Origin of the sequence: Streptomyces sp. NPDC001914, from assembly GCF_042891215.1 — a bacterium.
In the GTDB taxonomy this organism is placed as follows: Bacteria; Actinomycetota; Actinomycetes; order Streptomycetales; family Streptomycetaceae; genus Streptomyces.
The window spans coordinates 178,951-199,190 of the sequence record NZ_JBIASW010000002.1; the positions used below are offsets into that span (position 1 = coordinate 178,951).

Genomic DNA, 20,240 nt, shown 5'->3' on the forward strand with positions numbered 1-20,240 from the left:
GGGAACCGATGTCTCGACTCAGCCGCGAACAGAAGCGGGAACTCAAGCGGCAGCGCTCGGCGGCCGGTGCCGGGGGGCAGCCTGCCGCGGGGATGACGCCGATCGAGGTGCACGTCCCGGCGTCCGCCGACGCAGGCGTGGCGCCGGGTGTCCCCGGTACGCCGGGTCTCCCAGGCGTGCCCGGTACGCCGGGTGTGCCGGGTGCCGCGGGGACGCAGGGCTGTGCCACGGTCGGCGGGATGCCGGTCGTGGCCGCGCCCGGCGAGACGGTCCAGGGCGCGATCCTGAACTACCTCCACCGCCTCGCCCTCGCCACGGGCCACCCGGTCCTGGCCAGCATCCACGACGAACGCATCGGCTTCGTCGTACCGCTCCAGGTCAATGTCGACGGTTCCAGCCGCTACACGTCGGAACCGGTCCGCGTGGCACCCCCGGCCGCACCGCTCCCGACCCAGCCCCAACGCCGACGGCCTCCGGCCCAGGAGCTGGGCCCGCAGTCGCCGGCTTCGGGGCAGCGTCCTCAGCAGCCGGTTGCGGAGCAGGGCCGGCAGTCCCCGGCCCGGGGGCAGCACGCGCAGCCGCCGGTTTCGGAGTACCGCCCGCAGCCGCAGGCCCCGGAGCAGCGTCAGCAGGCGCCGGCTTCGGGGCAGGGGCAGCAGTCTTCGGCTCAGGGGCAGTACCCGCAGCCGCCGGTTTCGGAGTACCGCCCGCAGCCGCAGGCCCCGGAGCAGCGGCCGCAGTCGTCGGCGTCGGGGCAGGGTCAGCAGTCTTCGGACCAGGGGCAGTACCCGCAGCCGCCGGTCTCGGAGTACCGGCCGCAGCCGCAGGCTCCGGAGCAGCGGCCGCAGGCGCCCGTGCAGGAGCGTCCGCACTTCGCGGACGAGGAGCACTGGCAGGCCCCCGCCCACGAGCACCCGCGGCATCCGGGCGGCGACGTCCCGCAGCCGCCGGTCCAGGCAATGCCCCCCGCTCCGGACCGGGCAATGCCCCCGGCTCCGGTTCGGGGGATGGCGCAGGCGCCGGCCCCCCGCCCCGAGGCGCCGGTGCCTCCGCTGCCGCCCGTCCCCGCCGAGGCTCCGGCCGCTCCGCGCCGGGACAAGGCGACGTACATGCTGCGCGCGGTGCCGGAACCGGATGCGCGACCGGTCCCGGGATCGGAGAGCGGGACACCGCAGACCCCGGCGACGACGCCCGAACCGGCGCCCGCGCCCACGTCCGAGTACCCGCCCACGGCACCGCCCGCGCCCGAGTCACAGGCCCACCCGGACTTCGTGCCGCAGCCGCAGCCGCAGCCGCAGCCGCAGCCCGCACCTGCGCCGGTGCGCGGGCCGGAGCCGGCGGTGACGGCGGAGTTCGTGCCGCAGTCCGTGCCTGAGCCGTCGGTGCGTCAGGAGTTCGCGCCGGAGGCGCAGCCCGCGCCGGTGCGCAGGCCGGAGCCGGCGGTCACCGCCGAGTTCGTGCTGCCGCCGCAGGCCCGGTCCGTGCCGCAGGCACCGGCGGCATCCGTGCCCGCCACCGCTCCCGCGGCGACGGCCGAGCCGGCCGTCCCGGCGGAATCCGACCGGGACGCCGGTGCGGAGGCGGGCCCGGCACACGGCGGTGCTGTCGCCCACCGCGGTGCCGTCGCCCCGGCCGAGGGCCCCGCTTCCGCCGAGGGCTCCGCTCCGGTGCCCGCGGCCGAGCCCGCCGAGCCCGGCACTCCCACGCCGTCCACCTTCGTCCTGCGGGCGGTGCCGGAACCGAGGCCGCTGCCCGGGGCCGCGTCGACGCGTGTCCTGAGGGCGGTGCCGGAGTCGGCCGCGGTGGTCGCCCCGACGGGCGAGTTCGGCCCGGCCCCGGTGACGGAGCCGGCCCCCCGGCCGGAGCGCGCCCCCGAGCCCGGCAAGACGGCCGCCCCGGCGCGGAAGCCCGCCTCGGCGGCGGAGGCCCTGTCGCTGCTGGGCCCGGAGCCGGAACCGGACCCGAAGCCCACTCCCGCCCGCGGCTTCGACGCCGTGGCGGAGGCGGTGCTGGCGCCGAGTCCTCAGGGCCAGGCCCCGGAACGGGACGCCGCGTCGGCGTTCCTCGCTGAGCCCGTCGCGCGGATCAACGAGGCCGTGAAGATGGGCCGTATCGAGGCCGCCGCGGGCATGGCGGAGCGTGCCGTCGCGGAGGCGGCGCAGTCGCTGGGCCAGGAGCACCCCGAGGTGCTGAAGCTGCGCGAGCTGACCGCGTACATCGCCTACTTGGCCGGTGACGCGCTCAGGTCGTTCCATCTGTCGCTGGATCTCGCGAGGGTCCGCCGGGGTCACCGGGACGCGGGGGCGGCCTACGGCAACGTCCAGAGCGCGGCCGCCGCGTGGCGCGCCGTCCGCGATCCGCTCCAGGGTCTGCACCTCGGACGGGACCTGATCGGACTGTGGACCGAGCTGGCGGCCGACGAGGGTCCTGCCGCCGACGACCTGGAACAGCTGGAATCGGCCCGCACCCGCATGATCCGCCTGGCGGAACGCGCCCGCCTCGCCGCGGACAACCCGTACGCCCAGAGGCCCCGGGCCCACGGCGAGTAGGATCCGGGAGGCCTGAGCCCGCCCAGCCGGGTCGTCCGGCCGATCAGGCCACCGGCTCAGTGGACGCAGAACTCGTTCCCCTCGGGGTCCGTCATCACGACCCACTCGCCCGCGGGTTCCTTCACCTCGCGCAGGACGCCGGCCCCCAGCGACCTCAGACGCTCGACCTCGTCGGCGCGGCGTCCCTCGCCGGGGTGCAGGTCCAGGTGGAGACGGTTCTTCTGCGTCTTGGGCTCGGGAACCCGCTGGAAGAGCAGTCGCCGCCCGAGGCCGGTGCCGCGTTCCTTGTCGTACGGGTCCTCGGGGTGCCGTACGGCGATCAGGTCCCGGAAGGCCGGGCGGCCGTGGAAGTCGACGGTGGCGTCGGCGGGCAGGGCGCCGATGGTCAGCAACTGTTCGATGAAGGCGCTGTTGTCCTCGACCGGGTAACCGAGCGCGGCGGACCAGAAGTCGGCCTGGGCGTGCGGATCGGCGGAGTCGATGACGAGTTTCCAGTGGACGGGTGCGGCTGCGGGCGCTGGCACGGGATTCGACGTCATGAAGCCACTCATAGTGGCTGTCCGGCCACCCGGGCAAGGTCACTCGCCGGACCGGCTTCAGGTCGTGCGGGCCGAGCCGACCCCGTCGTACGAGCCGGGACGTTCCCCGACCTCGGCGGACGGTCCCACGGCGTCTCCGACCCGCGCGACAGGCGCGCCCGCCTCCGCCTCGGCCGCCTCCACCACACCCGCCTCCGCAGTGCGGGCCGATTCCCGCAGGGCCCGTGCCCCCCGCCGCGCCGAACGCAGCGCGTCGAACGTCAGGAGCGACAGCGCGAGCCACACCAGCGCGAACCCGGCCCACCGCTCGGCCGGCATGGCCTCGTGGAAGTAGAAGACGCCGAGGAGGAACTGGAACACGGGCGCCATGTACTGGAGCAGGCCCAGAGTGGACAGCGGCACGCGGATCGCGGCGGCGCCGAAGCAGATCAGGGGGATCGCGGTGACCACACCGGTGGCCGCCAGCAGCGCGGCGTGCCCCGGCCCCTGCGCGGTGAAGGACGCGTCGCCCCGCGAGCCCAGCCACAGCAGGAACGCCAGCGCCGGCAGGAACTGGATCGCGCTCTCGGCGGCCAGCGATTCGAGGCCGCCGAGGTTGACCTTCTTCTTCACCAGGCCGTACGTGGCGAAGGAGAAGGCGAGACACAGGGAGATCCACGGCGGCCGGCCGTAGCCGATCGTCAGCACGAGGACGGCCGCCGCGCCGACGGACACGGCGGCCCACTGCACCGGCCGCAGCCGTTCCTTGAGGAGCAGCACGCCCATCGCGATGGTGACCAGGGGATTGATGAAGTAGCCGAGTGAGGCCTCGACCACGTGCCCGGAGTTGACCGACCAGATGTAGACGCCCCAGTTGACGGTGATGACCGCCGCCGCGACCGTGATCAGCGCGAGCTTGCGCGGCTGCCGCAGCAGCTCGCCCGCCCAGGCCCAGCGCCGCATCACCAGCAGCAGGACCCCGACCACCCCGAGGGACCACACCATCCGGTGGGCGAGGATCTCGACGGCTCCGGCGGGCTTCAGCAGCGGCCAGAAGAGAGGGACGAGCCCCCACATTCCGTACGCCGCGAAGCCGTTCAGCAGACCTATGTGCTGTTCGCCTCTCGACTTCCCGGCCACCGGCGTCTCCTTCTCCACGTTCTCGGACGTCGTTCGCGTCCGGCGCCCCGGCGCTCCCCCGTGGTCGGGGAACTTCCGTGCACCATGCAAGAAGGTAGCGCCGCGCACCTCGCCTGTCATGCTCGTATCGCCATACGGTCATGACAGGCGAGGTGCGCGGAACGGGCGCCCGGCGCCTCCGGGGCGTCAGCCCTTCAGCGCCGCCGCGACGGCCTCGGCGATCGGCGTGGTCGGGCGGCCCGTGAGCCGGGACAGGTCGCCGGTGGTGACGGCGAGCTCGCCCTTCTCGATGGAGACGTCGACGCCCGCGAGGATCCCGGCGAGGGCCTCGGGCAGTCCGGCGCCGGTCAGGATGGAGGCGAAGGTCTCGGGGGAGACGGAGTTGTAGACGATCTCCTTGCCGGTCTGCCGGCTCAGCTCGGCGGCGTACTCGGCGAAGCCCCACGCCTCGTCGCCGCTCAGCTCGTACGTCTTGTTCTCGTGGCCTTCTCCGGTCAGCACCGCGACCGCGGCGGCCGCGTAGTCGGCGCGCGCGGCGGGGGCGATCCGGCCCTCGCCCGCGGCCTGGACGACGGCCTCGTGCGCGAGCACCGGGGCGAGGTTCTCGGTGTAGTTCTCGTGGTACCAGCCGTTGCGCAGCAGGGTGTAGGGCACTCCGGAGGCGAGCAGGACGTCCTCGGTGGCGCGGTGGTCGTCGGCCAGCGCGGCCGTCAGGCTGCCGGGGGCGCTGGTGTAGGCGAGCAGCGAGACGCCGGCCGCCCCGGCCGCGTCGATGACGACCCGGTGCTGTGCGACGCGGCCCTTGTCGAACTCGTTGCCCGAGATCAGCAGCACCTTGTCGCCCGCGGCGAACAGGCCGTCGAAGGTCTCCGGGGTGTTGTAGTCGGCGACCGCGAGCCGTACGCCGCGGGCCGCGAGGTCGGCGGCCTTGGACTCGTTCCGCACGACGGCGGTGATCTGCTCGGCGGGGACCTTCTCCAGCAGCTGCTCGATCACGTGACGGCCGAGGTGTCCGGTGGCTCCGGTGACGACGATGCTCATGACGTACATCTCCTTGTGGGGTGCGGATGTCACTCACCCTAGGAGCTGCACTAACTGTTGGAAAGTACCCACCTTGAAGTAAGGTGCCTACCTCTGGGTAAGGTACCCACTTGTGAGTAAGGTGTTGGCATGGCCGTAAGCAGCGTGAAGGCAGCGGACGGGTACGACGCCGACGAGGCGATGTGCCCCTACCGCCTGGTCCTGGAACATGTCACCAGCCGTTGGGGTGTCCTCGTCCTGATCGAGCTGCTGGAGCGTTCGTACCGCTTCAGCGAGCTGCGCCGGGCGATCGGCAGGGTCGGGAAGGGCGTCAGCGAGAAGATGCTCACCCAGACCCTCCAGACCCTGGAGCGCGACGGGCTCGTGCACCGCGACGCCAAGCCGGTCATCCCGCCGCGCGTCGACTACTCGCTGACCGAGCTGGGCCGCGAGGCCGCCGAGCAGGTGCGGTCGCTGGCGCTGTGGACCAGTGAGCGCATGGCCGACGTCGAGCGGGCCCGCGGCGCGTACGACGAAGCCCGGGGACGCGGGCCCCGGGCTTCGTAGAACCGCCTGCTGACTGCCTGCTGACTGTTCAGCCGACGACGGTCCAGGTGTCGCCGCCGGCGAGGAGGGCGGCGAGGTCGCCCTTGCCGTTCTGTTCGATGGCGGCGTCGAGCTGGTCGGCCATCTGGGTGTCGTAGACCGGCCGGTCGACGGACCGGAACACTCCGATGGGGGTGTGGTGCAGGGTGTCGGGGTCGGCGAGGCGGGACAGCGCGAACGCGGTGGTGGGGGAGGCGGTGTGCGCGTCGTGGACCAGGACGTCGGCCTCGTTGTCCGGGGTGACGGTGACGACCTGGAGGTCGCCGGTGCGCGGGTCGCGGACCACGCCGCGGGAGGCGTCGGCGCCGAAGCGGATGGGCCGGCCGTGCTCCAGCCGGATGACCGCCTCCTCGGCGGACTGCCGGTCCTTGAGGACCTCGAAGGCGCCGTCGTTGAAGATGTTGCAGTTCTGGTAGATCTCCACCAGGGCGGTGCCGGGGTGGGCGGCGGCCTGGCGCAGCACGTCGGTCAGGTGCCCCCGGTCGGAGTCGACGGTGCGGGCGACGAAGGAGGCTTCCGCGCCGATCGCCAGGGAGACCGGGTTGAAGGGGGCGTCCAGGGAGCCCATCGGCGTCGATTTGGTGATCTTGCCGACCTCGGAGGTCGGGGAGTACTGGCCCTTGGTGAGGCCGTAGATGCGGTTGTTGAAGAGCAGGATCTTCAGGTTGACGTTGCGGCGCAGGGCGTGGATGAGGTGGTTGCCGCCGATGGACAGGGCGTCGCCGTCGCCGGTGACGACCCACACCGACAGGTCGCGGCGTGAGGAGGCCAGTCCGGTGGCGATGGCGGGGGCGCGGCCGTGGATGGAGTGCATCCCGTAGGTGTTCATGTAGTACGGGAAGCGGGAGGAGCAGCCGATGCCGGAGACGAAGACGATGTTCTCCTTCGCCAGGCCGAGTTCGGGCATGAAGCCCTGCACGGCGGCGAGGATCGCGTAGTCACCGCAGCCGGGGCACCAGCGCACTTCCTGATCGGACTTGAAGTCCTTCATGGACTGCCTGGCGTCGGCCTTGGGGACCAGGGAAAGCGCCTCGATCGTGCCCGGGCCTTCCGTTGACGTGTCAGCCATCGATGGCCTCCTTGAGAGCTGTGGCGAGCTGCTCGGCCTTGAAGGGCATGCCGTTGACCTGGTTGTACGAGTGCGCGTCCACCAGATACCTGGCCCGCACCAGGGTGGCGAGCTGGCCGAGGTTCATCTCGGGGATCACCACCTTGTCGTAACGCCTGAGTACCGCGCCCAGGTTGCGCGGGAAGGGGTTGAGGTGGCGCAGGTGCGCCTGGGCGATGTGTTCTCCCGCGGTGCGCAGCCGGCGGACCGCGGCGGTGATCGGCCCGTAGGTCGAACCCCAGCCCAGGACAAGGGTGGTGGCCGCGGTGTCGGTGCCGGCGGTGGGGTCGTCGACCTCCAGGTCCGGGACGTCGATGCCGTCGATCTTGGCCTGGCGGGTGCGGACCATGAAGTCGTGGTTGGCCGGGTCGTAGGAGATGTTCCCGCTGCCGTCCTGCTTCTCGATCCCGCCGATCCGGTGCTCCAGCCCCGGAGTTCCGGGAACCGCCCACGGACGGGCCAGGGTCTGCGGATCACGCTTGTAGGGCCAGAAGACCTCGGTGCCGTCCTCCAGCGTGTGGTTCGGACCCTGCGCGAACTGCACGCGCAGGTCCGGGAGTTCGTCCGTCTCCGGAATGCGCCACGGCTCGGAGCCGTTGGCCAGGTAGCCGTCCGACAGCAGCAGGACGGGTGTCCGGTAGGTCAACGCGATCCGCGCCGCCTCCAGCGCCGCGTCGAAACAGTCGGCCGGCGTGCGCGGCGCCACGATCGGCACCGGCGCCTCGCCGTTGCGCCCGTACATCGCCTGGAGCAGATCCGCCTGCTCGGTCTTGGTGGGCAGACCCGTCGAGGGGCCGCCGCGCTGGATGTCGATGACGAGCAGGGGCAGTTCGAGGGAGACGGCCAGTCCGATCGTCTCCGACTTCAGCGCCACACCGGGACCGGACGTCGTCGTCACCGCCAGCGAGCCGCCGAACGCCGCGCCCAGCGCCGCGCCGATGCCCGCGATCTCGTCCTCCGCCTGGAAGGTGCGCACCCCGAAGTTCTTGTGCTTACTCAGCTCATGCAGGATGTCGGAGGCCGGGGTGATGGGATAGGAGCCCAGGTACAGCGGCAGATCCGCCTGCCGGGACGCCGCGACAAGGCCGTACGACAGAGCCAGATTCCCCGAGATGTTCCGGTACGTACCCGTCGGGAACGCCTTCGACGCCGGCGCCACCTCGTAGGAGACCGCGAAGTCCTCCGTCGTCTCACCGAAGTTCCACCCCGCCCGGAACGCGGCGAGGTTGGCGGCCGCGATGTCGGGCTTCTTGGCGAACTTCGTCCGCAGGAACTTCTCGGTTCCCTCGGTCGGCCGGTGGTACATCCACGACAACAGGCCTAGCGCGAACATGTTCTTGGAGCGCTCGGCCTCCTTGCGGGAGAGCTCGAAGTCCTTCAGCGCCTCGACGGTCATCGTCGTGAGCGGGACGGGGTGGACGTTGTAGCCGTCCAGCGAGCCGTCCTCCAGCGGGCTGGTCGCGTAGCCGACCTTCTGCATCGCCCGTTTGGTGAACTCGTCCGTGTTGACGATGATCTCGGCGCCGCGCGGCACGTCGGCGATGTTCGCCTTCAGGGCCGCCGGGTTCATGGCCACGAGGACGTTGGGCGCGTCGCCCGGCGTGAGGATGTCGTGGTCGGCGAAATGCAGTTGGAAGGACGAAACGCCCGGCAGGGTGCCTGCGGGCGCGCGGATCTCGGCAGGGAAGTTCGGCAGGGTCGAGAGGTCGTTGCCGAAGGAGGCAGTCTCCGAGGTGAAGCGGTCGCCGGTGAGCTGCATACCGTCACCGGAGTCCCCCGCGAACCGGATGATGACCCGGTCGAGCCGGCGGACGTCCTTCGCCCCCGGCGGTTTGCGCTGTTCTCCTACGACGGCTTCGTCGGCCTGTTCCGTTGGGCTGCTGACCTTGCTCGTCACTGAACTGGACCTCCTTTGAGGCGGCTGTCCCGGAGTGGCCTTCCCAAGACCCTTCCTTTTTCAACCCTACGTCGGTAAGGGTCGCCTTCCTTAGGCCATTCGCATGATGGACGCTGTTTTGAGACGCCCTGACATACTGATGTGTCACGATATTTCCCGCCCCTGGCCCCTTCCTCTCATGACGTTCCCCGCTCGCCCTTTGGTTCCACTCGACAACTGACAGACTGTCAGTTCGTCAGGAGTTCAGGTATGTGAGGACGGCCAGAACACGCCGGTGATCCCCGTCACTTTGTGACAGGCCCAGCTTCTGGAAGATGTTGCTGACGTGCTTCTCGACGGCGCCGTCGCTCACCACGAGCTGGCGGGCGATGGCGGAGTTCGTCCGGCCCTCGGCCATGAGCCCGAGGACCTCGCGCTCCCTCGGTGTCAGCCCGGTCAGCACGTCCTGCTTGCGGCTGCGGCCCAGCAGCTGCGCCACGACCTCCGGGTCGAGCGCGGTACCCCCCTGGGCCACCCGCACCACGGCGTCCACGAACTCGCGCACCTCGGCGACCCGGTCCTTGAGCAGATAGCCCACGCCGCGGGTCGAACCGGCCAGCAGTTCGGTGGCGTAACGCTCCTCCACGTACTGTGACAGCACGAGCACACCGAGTCCCGGATGTGCCTTGCGCAGCTGCACGGCCGCCCGTACGCCTTCGTCGGTGTGCGTCGGCGGCATCCGTACGTCCGCGACGACGACGTCCGGCAGCGCGTCCTGCGCCGCGAACTCGGTGATGGTCTTGATCAGCGCGTCGCCGTCACCGACTCCTGCCACGACATCATGTCCGCGGTCGGTCAGCAACCGGGTCAGGCCCTCCCTGAGCAGCACTGAATCCTCGGCGATGACCACCCGCACCCTGTCCTCCACGATTCCTCGGCCCCCCAGAGCCCGCCCCCGGCCGCCCCCGGCTCCACCGGGTTCGTGCCCGCTCGTACGACAGACCCCAGCATTCCAGCATTCGGACCGGGATGCGCCCGGGCGACGAGAAGAGGGGGTCTGGCGGCGGTGCGGAGGGGCTGGGGCCGCCCCGGTGGGGTGTTTCCGGTGACGATTGATTGATTGCCGGGATCACCTCGGCGGGGTGCGCGGATGCGAGGCGGCGGTGACACCGCGCGGCGCGGTGACCCCGGTGGGGTACCGCCTGCGCCTCACGCGAGACCCCGGTGGGGTACCCGCGCTTCAAGCGGAGGCCCCGGTGGGATGCACCGGGGCCTCCGCTTGCGTTTCGCGGGGGGTCTCAGCCCCGCCAGGGCAGCTCCGCCGTGATCCGGGTGGGGCCGGCCGGCGGCGAGTCCACCACCAGGATGCCGTCCACCGCGTCGAGCCGTTCCGCGAGCCCCGCGAGGCCCGACCCCTCGGTGGCGTCGGCCCCGCCGACCCCGTTGTCGGCGACCTGGATCATCAGCCGGTTCTCCACCCGCCACACGTCCACGGTCGCCCGCGTAGCCCGTGAGTGCTTGCTGATGTTCTGCAGCAGCTCGGAGACGGTGAAGTAGGCGATCCCCTCGATCGCGGGTGCCGGCCGCGCCGCCAGATCCACCTCCACCTGCACCGGCACCGTGCACCGCGAGGCCACCGAGGACAGCGCGGCATCGAGCCCGCGGTCGGTCAGCACCGCCGGATGGATCCCGCGCGCGAGATCCCGCAGCTCCTGCAACGCCGTCTTGACCTCCCCGTGCGCCTCGTCCACCATCCGCGCCGCGGCACCGGGGTCCTCGGCCAGCTTCTCCTTGGCGAGCCCCAGGTCCATCGCCAGGGCGACGAGCCGGGCCTGCGCCCCGTCGTGCAGATCGCGCTCGATGCGCCGGAGATCGGCGGCGGCCGTGTCGACCACGACCCCGCGGTCCGACTCCAGCTCCACCACGCGCGTGGCCAGCCGCGAGGGACCGAGCAGCCCGCGCACCATCACCCGGTCCACGCTCGTCAGCGCCCGCACGATCCACGGGGTCGCCATCGTGAAGAGCAGCCCCACCAGCGCGGTCACCGTGATCTCGAACGGGTTGTCCAGATAGATCGAGTGCGTGCTGTCCCCGTACAGCTGGAGCCCGTCCTGACCTCCGTACATCGGGAAGACCCAGAACCACAGCGGATACGTCAGCAGCGCCCAGCCGTACACCCAGAAGCTCACCGCGACGACGAAGGAGAACACCGACCACGGGAACTGCACGACCGCGTACAGCAGGTGGCGCCACGACGTGCCGCTCTTGAGCACGGCGCCCATCCACGCCATCGCCCCGTGCTTCTCCGCCCGCAGCGGCTCGGGCTCGGCCACCTCGACACCGAGCAGTCCGCGCGCCCGCGCCCGCTCCAGCGAGCCGAGGCCGCGGCAGCCGGCCAGCGCGGCGGCGAGCACCGGAACGCCCAGGAAGGTGATCAGCAGGCCCGCGCCGAGCGAGACCATCGTGACGGCGAACGTGAACAGGAGGATCCCGAGCGGCAGGCCCAGCAGCACGTAGCCGAACTCGCGCCAGGTGCGGGCCTCGAACGGCGCCCGCAACGGGGCCGGCAGGCGGTGCCGCGGCCCGGCGGCGTCCGCCTCGTCGAATCGGGACCCGCCGCGGTGCCCGTATCCGTGTCCGTACTCCGTGGCCATCGGTCCGTCCGTTTCTCTCGTCGCGTCCTGCGCCCCGGCCCGCTCCACGAGCCGGCCGCTCCCTCTTCCTCCAGCGTGCCGCCCGTGAGCCCCACGGGACATGCGGCGGATCGGCGTCTTGTACGGGGGGTTTTCCCTACCTCGGCGACCCGGCGGCCCGGTGGCCTGGCGGCCCGGTGGCCTGGCGGCCCGGTGGCCTGGCGGCCCGGTGGCCTGGCGGCCCGGTGGCCTGGCGGCCCGGTGGCCTGGCGGCCTGGCGGCCTGGCGGCCTGGCGGCCCGGCGGCCTCAGAGAGCTCGGAGAGCCCGGAGACCCCCGGCGAACTCGTCGGCCGAGGGTCTCCATCGAGTGAACCCGGGCGGGCCCGTCCGGACCGCTATCGCACGGGTTCGTTCCGGCGGTCCCGCCACGGCAGTTCGGCCGTGATGACCGTCGGGCCGCCCACCGGCGAATCGACGACGAACAGCCCGTCCACCGCACCGAGCCGGTCCGCGAGCCCCGCGATGCCCGTGCCGCCGTCGACGCCGGCGCCCCCGCGTCCGTCGTCCCGGACCTGGATCAGCAGACGGTCGTCCGTCCGCCAGACGTCCACCGACGCGGTCCTCGCCCCGCTGTGCTTGCTGATGTTCTGGAGCAGTTCGGAGACCGTGAAGTACGCGATGCCCTCGATGGCCGCGGCCGGCCGCGTCTCCAGTTCGGTCGTCACCTTCACCGGCACGGTGCACCGCGAGGCGATCGAGGACAGGGCCGCGTCCAGACCCCGGTCCGTGAGGACCGCCGGATGGATGCCGCGGGCCAGATCACGCAGTTCCTGAAGGGCGAGCTTCACCTCGCCGTGCGCCTCGTCCACCATCGACGCCGCGGCGTCGGGGTCCTCCAGCAGCTTCTCCTTCGCCAGGCCGAGCCCCATCGCCAGGTTGACGAGCCGGGCCTGCGCCCCGTCGTGCAGATCGCGCTCGATACGGCGCAGATCGGCGGCGGCCGTGTCGACCACCACCCCGCGGTCCGACTCCAGTTCGGCGATGCGCCGCTCCAACTCGTCGGAGGGCGACAGCAGTCCGCGCACCATCGCCCGGTCGACGTTCGTCAGCCCGCGCGCGATGAAGGGCAGCACCGGCCACAGCACGAAAAGCGACACCAGCGTGATCGTGAAGGTCGCGATGCCCCAGGGCAGCCGTATGAGGTCGTACAGCACCGCCCGCCAGCCCACCGGGTCCTTCAGGCTCGACCACAGCCAGCCGAAGAAGCCGGTCCGGCGCACCGGCAGCGGGCTCGGCTCGTCGATCCGCAGCCCCAGCAGGGCCCGCGCCCGCGCCCGCTCCGCCTTGCCGAGCTGCCGAGAACCCCGCAGTCCGGCCGCGAGCAGCGGCAGTCCGACGACGGTCACGGCGAGCCCCGCACCCGTGGCGAGCATCGTCACCACGTACACGAACCCGACGATCGAGGCCGGCAGGTTCGCCAGGAGATGGGCGATCTCCCTCCACGTCTGCGGGTCCAGGGCGAGACGTACGGCGGGCGGCCGGTCACCGTCGGACGATGCGTCCGACGGCCCGGCGGGCGTGATGCGTTCGGTCATATCCGCTAGCCTGCCCGGCGGCGCGCCGCCGCGCCATGAGGTGGGCCGCCGCGATGCACTGGGGTTATCCCCACCCCCAGGAGGAACGTGTTCACACCGTGAGACGTGAACACGTCACTGTTGGCCGAGAGATGGCCGAGGGTGTGACGGGCTGCTTACGCTCTCTTTAGCAGGCCCTAGACTCCCGTCCGTACAGATCGTCGAACATGGCGCATCACAGAGTGCGCGACGGCGCACGACGGGGCGCAACGAGGTCAGGGAGTGAGGGGCTGACGTGCCGGAACCGACCGTTGTCACGGCGACCGGGGCCGTCGTCGCGGCGGACTACTTCCAGTCCTACTCGGTCGTCGGGCTGCTCGCCGTCGTCGGCGTGCTGTTCGTCGCCGTCGCCTTCGGAGCGGGCCGCCTGCTGCGGCCCGTCGTACCGACCCCCGAGAAACTCCTGACGTACGAGTGCGGCGTCGACCCCGTCGGCGAGGGCTGGGCCCACACCCAGGTCCGCTACTACGTGTACGCGTTCCTCTACGTCATCTTCGCCGTCGACTCGATCTTCCTCTTCCCCTGGGCCACGGTCTTCGCCGCTCCCGGCTACGGTGCCGCGACGCTCGTCGAGATGTTCATCTTCCTCGGCTTCCTGGCCGTGGGCCTGCTGTACGCATACAAGAAGGGCGTCCTGACATGGGCGTGACCCCCGCCGCCCCGGGGCAGCCGGTGCCGCTGCCCGAGCCGAAGCGGCTCGGCGCGCTCGCCCGGCTCGCCCCCGAGCCCATGAAGGTGGTCCTGAACTGGGGCCGCCGCTACTCGCTCTGGGTCTTCAACTTCGGCCTCGCCTGCTGCGCGATCGAGTTCATCGCCGCGTCGATGGCCCGCCACGACTTCATCCGCCTCGGCGTGATCCCGTTCGCTCCGGGACCCCGGCAGGCCGACCTGATGGTGGTGTCGGGGACGGTCACGGACAAGATGGCACCCGCCGTCAAGCGCCTGTACGAGCAGATGCCCGAGCCGAAGTACGTCATCTCCTTCGGCGCCTGCTCCAACTGCGGCGGCCCTTACTGGGACTCCTACTCCGTCACCAAGGGCGTCGACCAGATCATCCCCGTCGACGTGTACGTCCCCGGGTGCCCGCCCCGCCCCGAGGCCCTGCTCCAGGGCATCCTCAAGCTCCAGGAGAAGATCGCCCGCGAATCGCTGGGGGAGCGCTACGGCTCCGGCTCTCCGCGCCCCTCCGCCGCGGCTCTCCAAAGTGGCCTGGTCAAGCCGCCGGCCCCCGCGGCGACGAGCGTCCCGGGAGCGGACACGACCGTCCTGGGCACGGACACGACCGCCCCCGGTGAGGAGGACCGATGACCGTCGGCTGGCTTCCCGGCCCCGCCGAGGACCTCTTCGGCCCCGACGCCACGGCCGAGGAGTCGTACGAGGTCCTGACGGTCGACGTGCCCCCGGCCTCCTGGATCGCGGCCCTGGAGACGGCCCGCGACACCCTGGGCTGCACCTACTTCGACTGGCTGAGCGCCGTCGACGAACCCGGCACGGGCTTCCGTGTCTCGGCCCACGTCGTGGCCCTGTCCCCGCTGCACCGCCTCCTCGTCCGTACGACCGTCCCGCACACCGCCCCGGCGCTCCCGTCGGCGGTCTCCGTCTACGCCGGTGCCGCCTGGCACGAGCGCGAGACGCACGAGATGTTCGGCGTGACCTTCGAGGGCCACCCCGGCCTCGACCCCCTGCTGCTCCCGGAGGGCTTCGAGGGCCACCCCCTCCGCAAGGACTTCGTCCTGGCCGCCCGCGTCGCCAAGGCCTGGCCCGGCGCGAAGGAGCCCGGCGAGTCCGAGCACGGCGGCCCCAAGCGCCGCCAGATGCTGCCGCCCGGCGTCCCCGACCCCAACGAGTGGGGCCCTCTCAAGGGCCAGCTCCCCCCGGCTCCGTCCCGCCCGGCCCGCGGCGCGGCCCGCCCCGCAGGCGACCGCCCGGTCCGCAGGTCCCGTACGGCGGGGGAGGGCTCGGCAAGCCAGGCGCCCGACGCCCCTGCCACCGCGGCGACCCCGGCCACGGCTCCGGAGACGACGGTCCCGGCCGCGGCTTCGGACACGACGGTGCCGGCCGCGGGCGCCACGGGTGCCGCGGGTGCGGACGCCGTGTCCGGCGCCGCGAGTGGTGCCGCGGGTGGCACCTCCGGTGCCGAGGCCGCGCGTCCCGCACGCCGGTCGCGCACCGCGAGCCAGGGCTCCGCCAGCCAACGAGCCCAGGAACAGCCCACTCCGGCCGCGCCGCCCGCCTCCGGGCCGTCGACCGGGCGCAGCTCCGACGCTCCCTGGCATCAGCCGAAGCCCGCGTTCGACGACGCGGAGCCCCGACCGGAACGTCCGGAGCACCAGCCGAAGGCGAAGCCGGAGCCCGGACCTGAGCCTGAGCGGGCGTCCGAGCCCGAGCCCGAGACGCAGGGCAAGACGGAACCCCCTTCGGTGGCCGAGCCCGACGCGGATTCCGGGTCGGGTTCCGCCGACTCGGAGGCGACGCCCGCACCGGGCCCGAAGCCCGCAACCAGCCCCGACGACCCCTCCGGAGGTACGCAGTGAACGACGCTCTCGACGTCGCCCTCCGCCTCCTCGTCGTCTTCGTCGTGTTCCTGACGTTCCCCCTGATCGTCGGTCAGACCGAGCACAAGGTGATGGCCCACATGCAGGGCCGCCTCGGCCCGATGTACGCGGGCGGCTTCCACGGCTGGGCCCAGCTCGTCGCGGACGGCGTGAAGTTCGCGCAGAAGGAGGACGTCGTCCCCGCGGGCGCGGACCGGCGCATCTTCCAGCTCGCCCCCGCGGTGGCCCTGCTCCCGTACCTCCTGGTCCTCCTCGCCATCCCGATCGGCCCCGGTGAGGGCGCGGTCGGCGAGGTCGTCGACGCGGGCATCTTCTTCGTCCTCGCCGTCATGGGCGTGGGCGTCCTCGGCTCGCTCATGGCGGGCTGGGCCTCGGCCAACAAGTTCTCCCTGCTCGGCGGTCTGCGCACCGCCGCCCAGCTCCTCGCGTACGAGCTGCCGATGCTCCTGACCGCGGCCTCGGTCGCGATGGCGGCGGGCACGGTCTCGCTCCCCGGCATCGTGGACGCCTTCCAGTGGTGGTGGCTGCCCTGGCAGATCGTCGGCGCGATCGTGTTCTTCGTCGCCGGTCTCGCCGAACTCCAACGGCCCCCCTTCGACATGCCCGTGGCCGATTCCGAGATCATCTTCGGCGCGTACACCGAGTACACGGGCCTGCGCTTCGCCCTGTTCCTGCTCGCCGAGTACGCCGGGATCGTCGTCCTGTGCGGCCTGACCACCGTCCTCTTCCTGGGCGGCTGGCACGGTCCCTGGGGCGCCGACGGCCTCGGCTGGGTCTGGACCCTCCTGAAGGCCGCGATCCTCGCCTTCGTCGTCATCTGGCTCCGCGTCACCTATCCCCGCCTGCGCGAGGACCAGCTCCAGAAGCTCTCCTGGACCCTCCTCGTCCCTCTGTCCCTCGCCCAGATCGCCCTCACCGGCATCGTCAAGGTGGTGATCGCGTAACCATGGCCGAGCCCCTCCCGCCCACCCGGCCCCGCATTCCCGGCTCCGGCCTCGCCAAGGGTCTGGCCGTCACCCTCCGCACGATGACGAAGAAGACCGTCACCGCGCAGTACCCGGACGTCCAGCCCGCACTCCCGCCCCGCACCCGTGGAGTCATCGCCCTCTTCGAGGAGAACTGCACGGTCTGCATGCTGTGTGCCCGCGAGTGCCCGGACTGGTGCATCTACATCGACTCCCACAAGGAGACGGTCCCGCCCGCCGCCCCGGGCGGCCGCGAGCGCAGCCGCAACGTCCTCGACCGCTTCGCCATCGACTTCTCCCTGTGCATGTACTGCGGTATCTGCATCGAGGTCTGTCCTTTCGACGCGCTGTTCTGGACCCCGGAGTTCGAGTACGCGGAGACCGACATCCACGAACTCACCCACGAACGCGACAAGCTCCGCGAGTGGATGTGGACCGTCCCGGCCCCGCCCGCCCTCGACCCCGGTGCCGAGGAGCCCAAGGAGATCGCGGCCGCCCGCAAGACCGCCGACAAGCTCGCGGCCGAACAGGCAGCCCAGGCCCAGGCCGAGGCCGAGGAGCCTCCGGCCACGCCTCCCTCCGGCCCGCAGGAGGGGCAGTCGTGACCTTCGCAGCAGCCACGGCAACGGCGGCCCGCACGGCCACCACCGTCGCCGCCGGACACCACGGCTTCCTCTCCCCGACCGGTGTCGAGATCGCCTTCGTCCTCGTCGGCCTGCTCACCTTCGGCGCCGCACTCGTCACCGTCACCACCAAGCAGCTGGTGCACGCCGCCCTGTGGCTGGTGGTCGCCCTCGGCGGCCTCGCCGTCGAATACCTCCTGCTGACGGCGGAGTTCATCGCCTGGGTGCAGGTCCTCATCTACGTCGGTTCCGTCGTCGTCCTCCTTCTGTTCGGCCTGATGCTCACCAGGGCCCCGATCGGCCGCTCCCCGGACGCCGACTCCGGCAACCGCTGGGCGGCGCTGGCCGTCGCCGTCGCCTCGGCCGGCACCCTGGTCTGGGTCGTCGTCGACGCGTTCCGCACCACCTGGGTCGACCTGAACGGCGCCGCCGCCGGCTCCACCGAAGTGACGGGAGCCAGCCTCTTCCAGAACTGGGTCCTTCCCTTCGAAGCGCTGTCCGTCCTCCTCCTCGCCGCTCTGGTCGGCGCGATCGTCCTCTCCCGCAAGGCGAAGGCGGACACCGCCGCCGCGACCACGACAGCCGCCGCCCCGCGCGTCCCCGGAAGCCGCGACGGCAAGCAGGACAAGGAAGGTGTCCGCTGATGCACCTCGCCTATCCCGCCGTGCTCGCCGCCCTCCTGTTCTGCACGGGCCTGTACGGAGTCCTGGCGCGCCGCAACGCGATCCTGGTCCTGATGTCGGTCGAGCTGATGCTCAACGCCGTCAACCTGAACCTCGTCGCCTTCGACGTCTGGCTCTCGAAGGCCGCCCGCGACACCCTGCACTCCGGACAGGCCCTGACCCTGTTCACCATCGCCATCGCCGCCGCCGAGATCGGCATCGGCCTGGCGATCGTCCTCGCCGTGTACCGCAACCGCGGCACGTCGGACATCGACAAGCTCCGCGACACCGCCGAGGGCCACGGCCCCGACGACCCCGACGCCCCCGCGGCCGAGAAGGCTGAGGCCACCGCGTGACCACGACCACCCTCGCCGTCCTCGTCCCCCTCCTTCCGTTCCTCGGCGCCGTCGCCGGACTCCTCCTCGGCCGCACCGCCCCGGGCTTCGTCCGCCCGCTCGCCGTGCTGCCCGTCCTCGCCTCGCTCGCGCTCGCCGTGAGCGTCGCGGTGGACCAGGGCGGCGGCCTGGCCATCGACTCGCACACCGAACTCACCCCGACCGGCTCGGTCCCCATCGAGCTGGGCCTGCACATCGACGGCTTCGCCGCCCTCGTCGCCGTACTCGTCGGCGTCGTCGCCACCTGCGTGCAGATCTACTCGACTGGGTACCTGCGCGACGACCCGCGTTACCCCTCGTACGCCGCTCTCGTCTCCCTGTTCACCTCCGCGATGCTGCTCGTCGTCTACTCCGGCGACCTGATGGTGCTGCTGGTCGGCTGGGAGATCATGGGCATCTGCTCGTACTTCCTGGTCGGCCACTACTGGGAGACCCCGGAGGCCCGCGCCGCCTCGCTCAAGGCCTTCCTGGTCACCAAGCTCGGCGACGTCCCCTTCCTCATCGGTCTGTTCGCGCTGGCCACCGACGCCGGATCGTTCCGGATCACCACCGTCCTCGGCGCCGTCGCGAGCGGCGGACTGCACCACCCGACCCTCGTGGCCCTGCTGCTCCTCGCGGGCGTGGCGGGCAAGTCGGCGCTGTTCCCGCTGCACACCTGGCTGCCCGACGCGATGGCGGGCCCCACACCCGTCTCCGCGCTGATCCACGCCGCGACGATGGTCGCCGCCGGTATCTACTTCGTCGCCCGTCTCCTCCCCGTCTTCCAGGCCTCCGCGGCCGCGATGGTCGTCCTCGCCGTCATGGCCGGTGTCACGATGGTCGGCTCGGGACTCGCGGCACTCGCCCAGGACGACATCAAGCGGGTCCTCGCCTACTCGACGATCGGTCAGCTCGGCTACATGGCCGGCGCCCTCGCCGTCGGCGACCGCGGTGCCGCCGTGTTCCACCTCCTCGCGCACGGCGCCTTCAAGGCGCTGCTGTTCCTCGCCGCCGGCGTGATCATCCACGCCTCCGGCACCAACTCGCTGGCCGTCATGTCCCGGATGAAGGACCTGCGCCTCCGCGTCCCCGACGCCTTCTGGACGATGACCGTGGCACTGCTCGCCCTCGCCGCGATCCCTCCCTTCAGCGGCTTCTTCTCCAAGGAGGCCGTCCTCGGCGCCGCCGAGCACGTCGCCACCGGTCACACCGAGCACGCCCCCGGCGCGGCGGGCTGGATCGTCCTGGTCACCGGTCTGGTCACCGCCGTCCTCACCGCCGCGTACGCGACCCGGCTGTGGCTGCTGGCCTTCCGCGGCCATGGAGCCGAGGCCCCCGACCACGGCAGGCAGCCGGTCACCATGACGGCCGTGCTGTGGGTGCTCGCCATCCCCTCGCTCGCGTTCGGTCTGGCCTTCGGCCCGCTGCCCGACTGGTTCGACGGCCGCGACCTGACGCCGGTCCTCACCACCTCGGTGCTCGGCACAGGACTCGCCCTGGTCGGCGGGATCGTCACCTACGGAGCCTGGCGGCACACCACCGCGTCGGCGTCGCGCGTGCCGCTGGGAGCGGTCGCCGCCCACCCGGACGCCGATGCCGGACACGTCGAGGCCGAGGTGATCGCCGCCCACGAACCCGCCTTCGGAGACGTCGCCCGCGCCTCCGACCCGGCGGACCCGGGCCGGCTGCTGCTCGGCCCGCTGCACCGTCACGCGGCCGCCGGCTTCCACCTCGACACCGTGTACTCGGTGCTGTTCGCCCGCCCGGTCCAGGCCGGAGCCACACTCGTCCGGTTCCTCGACCGCGAGGTCGTCGACACCTACGTACGCGGCGCGGGCGCCCTACCCCGCTGGCTGGGCACCGCCGTACGGCGGGCGCAGACCGGCAATGTGCAGACCTATGTGAGCGCGCTGCTCGCCGGCACCGTCGTCCTGGTGGTCGCCGCCCTCCTCGTCGCCACGGGAGCGTGAGCAGGC

18 protein-coding genes are annotated in these 20,240 nt (G+C 72.0%); 10 read left to right on the top strand and 8 right to left on the bottom strand.

Annotation, left to right across the window (positions count from 1 at the left end; genetic code table 11):
- The first annotated feature begins 8 nt into the window (after positions 1–8).
- Positions 9–2,549 (top strand): hypothetical protein, encoded by a 2,541-nt coding sequence (locus tag ACFYYF_RS05800; protein ID WP_388771881.1) that lies wholly within the window; start codon positions 9–11, stop codon positions 2,547–2,549.
- Between the two features lie 56 nt (positions 2,550–2,605).
- Here the strand turns inward: ACFYYF_RS05800 and ACFYYF_RS05805 are convergent, their stop codons facing one another.
- The 3 genes from ACFYYF_RS05805 to ACFYYF_RS05815 form a co-directional block, all read right to left on the bottom strand.
- A complete protein-coding gene (locus tag ACFYYF_RS05805; RefSeq protein WP_388771883.1) occupies positions 2,606–3,088 on the bottom strand; it encodes a VOC family protein in 483 nt (160 codons plus the stop codon).
- A 57-nt stretch (positions 3,089–3,145) separates the two neighbouring features.
- The gene (gene rarD, locus ACFYYF_RS05810) at positions 3,146–4,207 is read right to left on the bottom strand and encodes an EamA family transporter RarD (RefSeq protein ID WP_388771885.1); all 1,062 of its coding nucleotides are present in this window, start codon (positions 4,205–4,207) and stop codon (positions 3,146–3,148) included.
- A gap of 186 nt (positions 4,208–4,393) precedes the next feature.
- Positions 4,394–5,248, bottom strand: a complete 855-nt coding sequence (locus tag ACFYYF_RS05815) for an SDR family oxidoreductase (RefSeq protein ID WP_388771887.1) — start codon at positions 5,246–5,248, stop codon at positions 4,394–4,396.
- Positions 5,249–5,377: 129 nt separating this feature from the next.
- On the opposite strand from ACFYYF_RS05815, the gene ACFYYF_RS05820 reads away from it, so the two are divergent.
- Positions 5,378–5,794: a helix-turn-helix domain-containing protein gene (locus ACFYYF_RS05820; RefSeq protein ID WP_361676859.1), complete on the top strand. Its 417-nt coding sequence runs from the start codon at positions 5,378–5,380 to the stop codon at positions 5,792–5,794.
- A 28-nt stretch (positions 5,795–5,822) separates the two neighbouring features.
- On the opposite strand, the gene ACFYYF_RS05825 is transcribed toward ACFYYF_RS05820, so the two are convergent.
- The 5 genes from ACFYYF_RS05825 to ACFYYF_RS05845 form a co-directional block, all read right to left on the bottom strand.
- Positions 5,823–6,902 carry a 2-oxoacid:ferredoxin oxidoreductase subunit beta gene (locus ACFYYF_RS05825; RefSeq protein ID WP_388771890.1) on the bottom strand — a complete coding sequence of 360 codons (1,080 nt, stop codon included), beginning with the start codon at positions 6,900–6,902 and terminating at the stop codon, positions 5,823–5,825.
- Entirely contained in the window at positions 6,895–8,838 is a 1,944-nt protein-coding gene (locus tag ACFYYF_RS05830; RefSeq protein WP_388771893.1) for a 2-oxoacid:acceptor oxidoreductase subunit alpha, read from the bottom strand. The genes ACFYYF_RS05825 and ACFYYF_RS05830 overlap by 8 nt, the downstream gene beginning before the upstream one ends.
- Positions 8,839–9,073: 235 nt before the next feature.
- Entirely contained in the window at positions 9,074–9,733 is a 660-nt protein-coding gene (locus tag ACFYYF_RS05835; RefSeq protein WP_361677332.1) for a response regulator transcription factor, read from the bottom strand.
- Between the two features lie 382 nt (positions 9,734–10,115).
- Positions 10,116–11,471, bottom strand: a complete 1,356-nt coding sequence (locus tag ACFYYF_RS05840) for a sensor histidine kinase (RefSeq protein ID WP_388771896.1) — start codon at positions 11,469–11,471, stop codon at positions 10,116–10,118.
- Positions 11,472–11,846: 375 nt separating this feature from the next.
- A complete protein-coding gene (locus ACFYYF_RS05845) occupies positions 11,847–13,046 on the bottom strand; it encodes a sensor domain-containing protein (RefSeq protein WP_361676847.1) in 1,200 nt (399 codons plus the stop codon).
- 274 nt (positions 13,047–13,320) lie between these two features.
- Here ACFYYF_RS05845 and ACFYYF_RS05850 point away from each other — a divergent pair, with 274 nt between their 5' ends.
- Genes ACFYYF_RS05850 through ACFYYF_RS05885 form a run of 8 tightly spaced genes read left to right on the top strand, consistent with a single transcriptional unit; the run spans position 13,321 to position 20,234 of the window.
- Positions 13,321–13,734, top strand: a complete 414-nt coding sequence (locus ACFYYF_RS05850; protein WP_361676844.1) for an NADH-quinone oxidoreductase subunit A — start codon at positions 13,321–13,323, stop codon at positions 13,732–13,734.
- Positions 13,725–14,393, top strand: coding sequence for an NADH-quinone oxidoreductase subunit B (locus tag ACFYYF_RS05855; RefSeq protein ID WP_388771899.1), 669 nt, complete (start codon positions 13,725–13,727; stop codon positions 14,391–14,393). Before ACFYYF_RS05850 ends, ACFYYF_RS05855 begins: the two co-directional genes overlap by 10 nt.
- Positions 14,390–15,619 carry an NADH-quinone oxidoreductase subunit C gene (locus ACFYYF_RS05860; protein ID WP_388771902.1) on the top strand — a complete coding sequence of 410 codons (1,230 nt, stop codon included), beginning with the start codon at positions 14,390–14,392 and terminating at the stop codon, positions 15,617–15,619. The genes ACFYYF_RS05855 and ACFYYF_RS05860 overlap by 4 nt, the downstream gene beginning before the upstream one ends.
- Positions 15,616–16,584 carry an NADH-quinone oxidoreductase subunit H gene (locus tag ACFYYF_RS05865; protein ID WP_388771904.1) on the top strand — a complete coding sequence of 323 codons (969 nt, stop codon included), beginning with the start codon at positions 15,616–15,618 and terminating at the stop codon, positions 16,582–16,584. Before ACFYYF_RS05860 ends, ACFYYF_RS05865 begins: the two co-directional genes overlap by 4 nt.
- Positions 16,585–16,586: 2 nt before the next feature.
- Entirely contained in the window at positions 16,587–17,210 is a 624-nt protein-coding gene (locus ACFYYF_RS05870; RefSeq protein ID WP_388771906.1) for a NuoI/complex I 23 kDa subunit family protein, read from the top strand.
- Positions 17,207–17,872 carry an NADH-quinone oxidoreductase subunit J gene (locus tag ACFYYF_RS05875; RefSeq protein ID WP_361676829.1) on the top strand — a complete coding sequence of 222 codons (666 nt, stop codon included), beginning with the start codon at positions 17,207–17,209 and terminating at the stop codon, positions 17,870–17,872. Before ACFYYF_RS05870 ends, ACFYYF_RS05875 begins: the two co-directional genes overlap by 4 nt.
- The gene (gene nuoK, locus ACFYYF_RS05880; RefSeq protein WP_266761664.1) at positions 17,872–18,246 is read left to right on the top strand and encodes an NADH-quinone oxidoreductase subunit NuoK; all 375 of its coding nucleotides are present in this window, start codon (positions 17,872–17,874) and stop codon (positions 18,244–18,246) included. The genes ACFYYF_RS05875 and nuoK overlap by 1 nt, the downstream gene beginning before the upstream one ends.
- Positions 18,243–20,234, top strand: a complete 1,992-nt coding sequence (locus ACFYYF_RS05885; RefSeq protein ID WP_388771908.1) for an NADH-quinone oxidoreductase subunit L — start codon at positions 18,243–18,245, stop codon at positions 20,232–20,234. Before nuoK ends, ACFYYF_RS05885 begins: the two co-directional genes overlap by 4 nt.
- The last annotated feature ends 6 nt before the right edge of the window (positions 20,235–20,240 follow it).

What these genes read in the sequence shown, in the direction of transcription:
- ACFYYF_RS05800 (WP_388771881.1), top strand. Translation starts at nt 9, where the DNA reads ATGTCTCGACTCAGCCGCGAACAGAAGCGGGAACTCAAGCGGCAGCGC.
- ACFYYF_RS05805 (WP_388771883.1), bottom strand. Translation starts at nt 3,088, where the DNA reads ATGACGTCGAATCCCGTGCCAGCGCCCGCAGCCGCACCCGTCCACTGG.
- ACFYYF_RS05815 (WP_388771887.1), bottom strand. Translation starts at nt 5,248, where the DNA reads ATGAGCATCGTCGTCACCGGAGCCACCGGACACCTCGGCCGTCACGTG.
- ACFYYF_RS05820 (WP_361676859.1), top strand. Translation starts at nt 5,378, where the DNA reads ATGGCCGTAAGCAGCGTGAAGGCAGCGGACGGGTACGACGCCGACGAG.
- ACFYYF_RS05825 (WP_388771890.1), bottom strand. Translation starts at nt 6,902, where the DNA reads ATGGCTGACACGTCAACGGAAGGCCCGGGCACGATCGAGGCGCTTTCC.
- ACFYYF_RS05840 (WP_388771896.1), bottom strand. Translation starts at nt 11,471, where the DNA reads ATGGCCACGGAGTACGGACACGGATACGGGCACCGCGGCGGGTCCCGA.
- ACFYYF_RS05845 (WP_361676847.1), bottom strand. Translation starts at nt 13,046, where the DNA reads ATGACCGAACGCATCACGCCCGCCGGGCCGTCGGACGCATCGTCCGAC.
- ACFYYF_RS05855 (WP_388771899.1), top strand. Translation starts at nt 13,725, where the DNA reads ATGGGCGTGACCCCCGCCGCCCCGGGGCAGCCGGTGCCGCTGCCCGAG.
- ACFYYF_RS05860 (WP_388771902.1), top strand. Translation starts at nt 14,390, where the DNA reads ATGACCGTCGGCTGGCTTCCCGGCCCCGCCGAGGACCTCTTCGGCCCC.
- ACFYYF_RS05870 (WP_388771906.1), top strand. Translation starts at nt 16,587, where the DNA reads ATGGCCGAGCCCCTCCCGCCCACCCGGCCCCGCATTCCCGGCTCCGGC.
- nuoK (WP_266761664.1), top strand. Translation starts at nt 17,872, where the DNA reads ATGCACCTCGCCTATCCCGCCGTGCTCGCCGCCCTCCTGTTCTGCACG.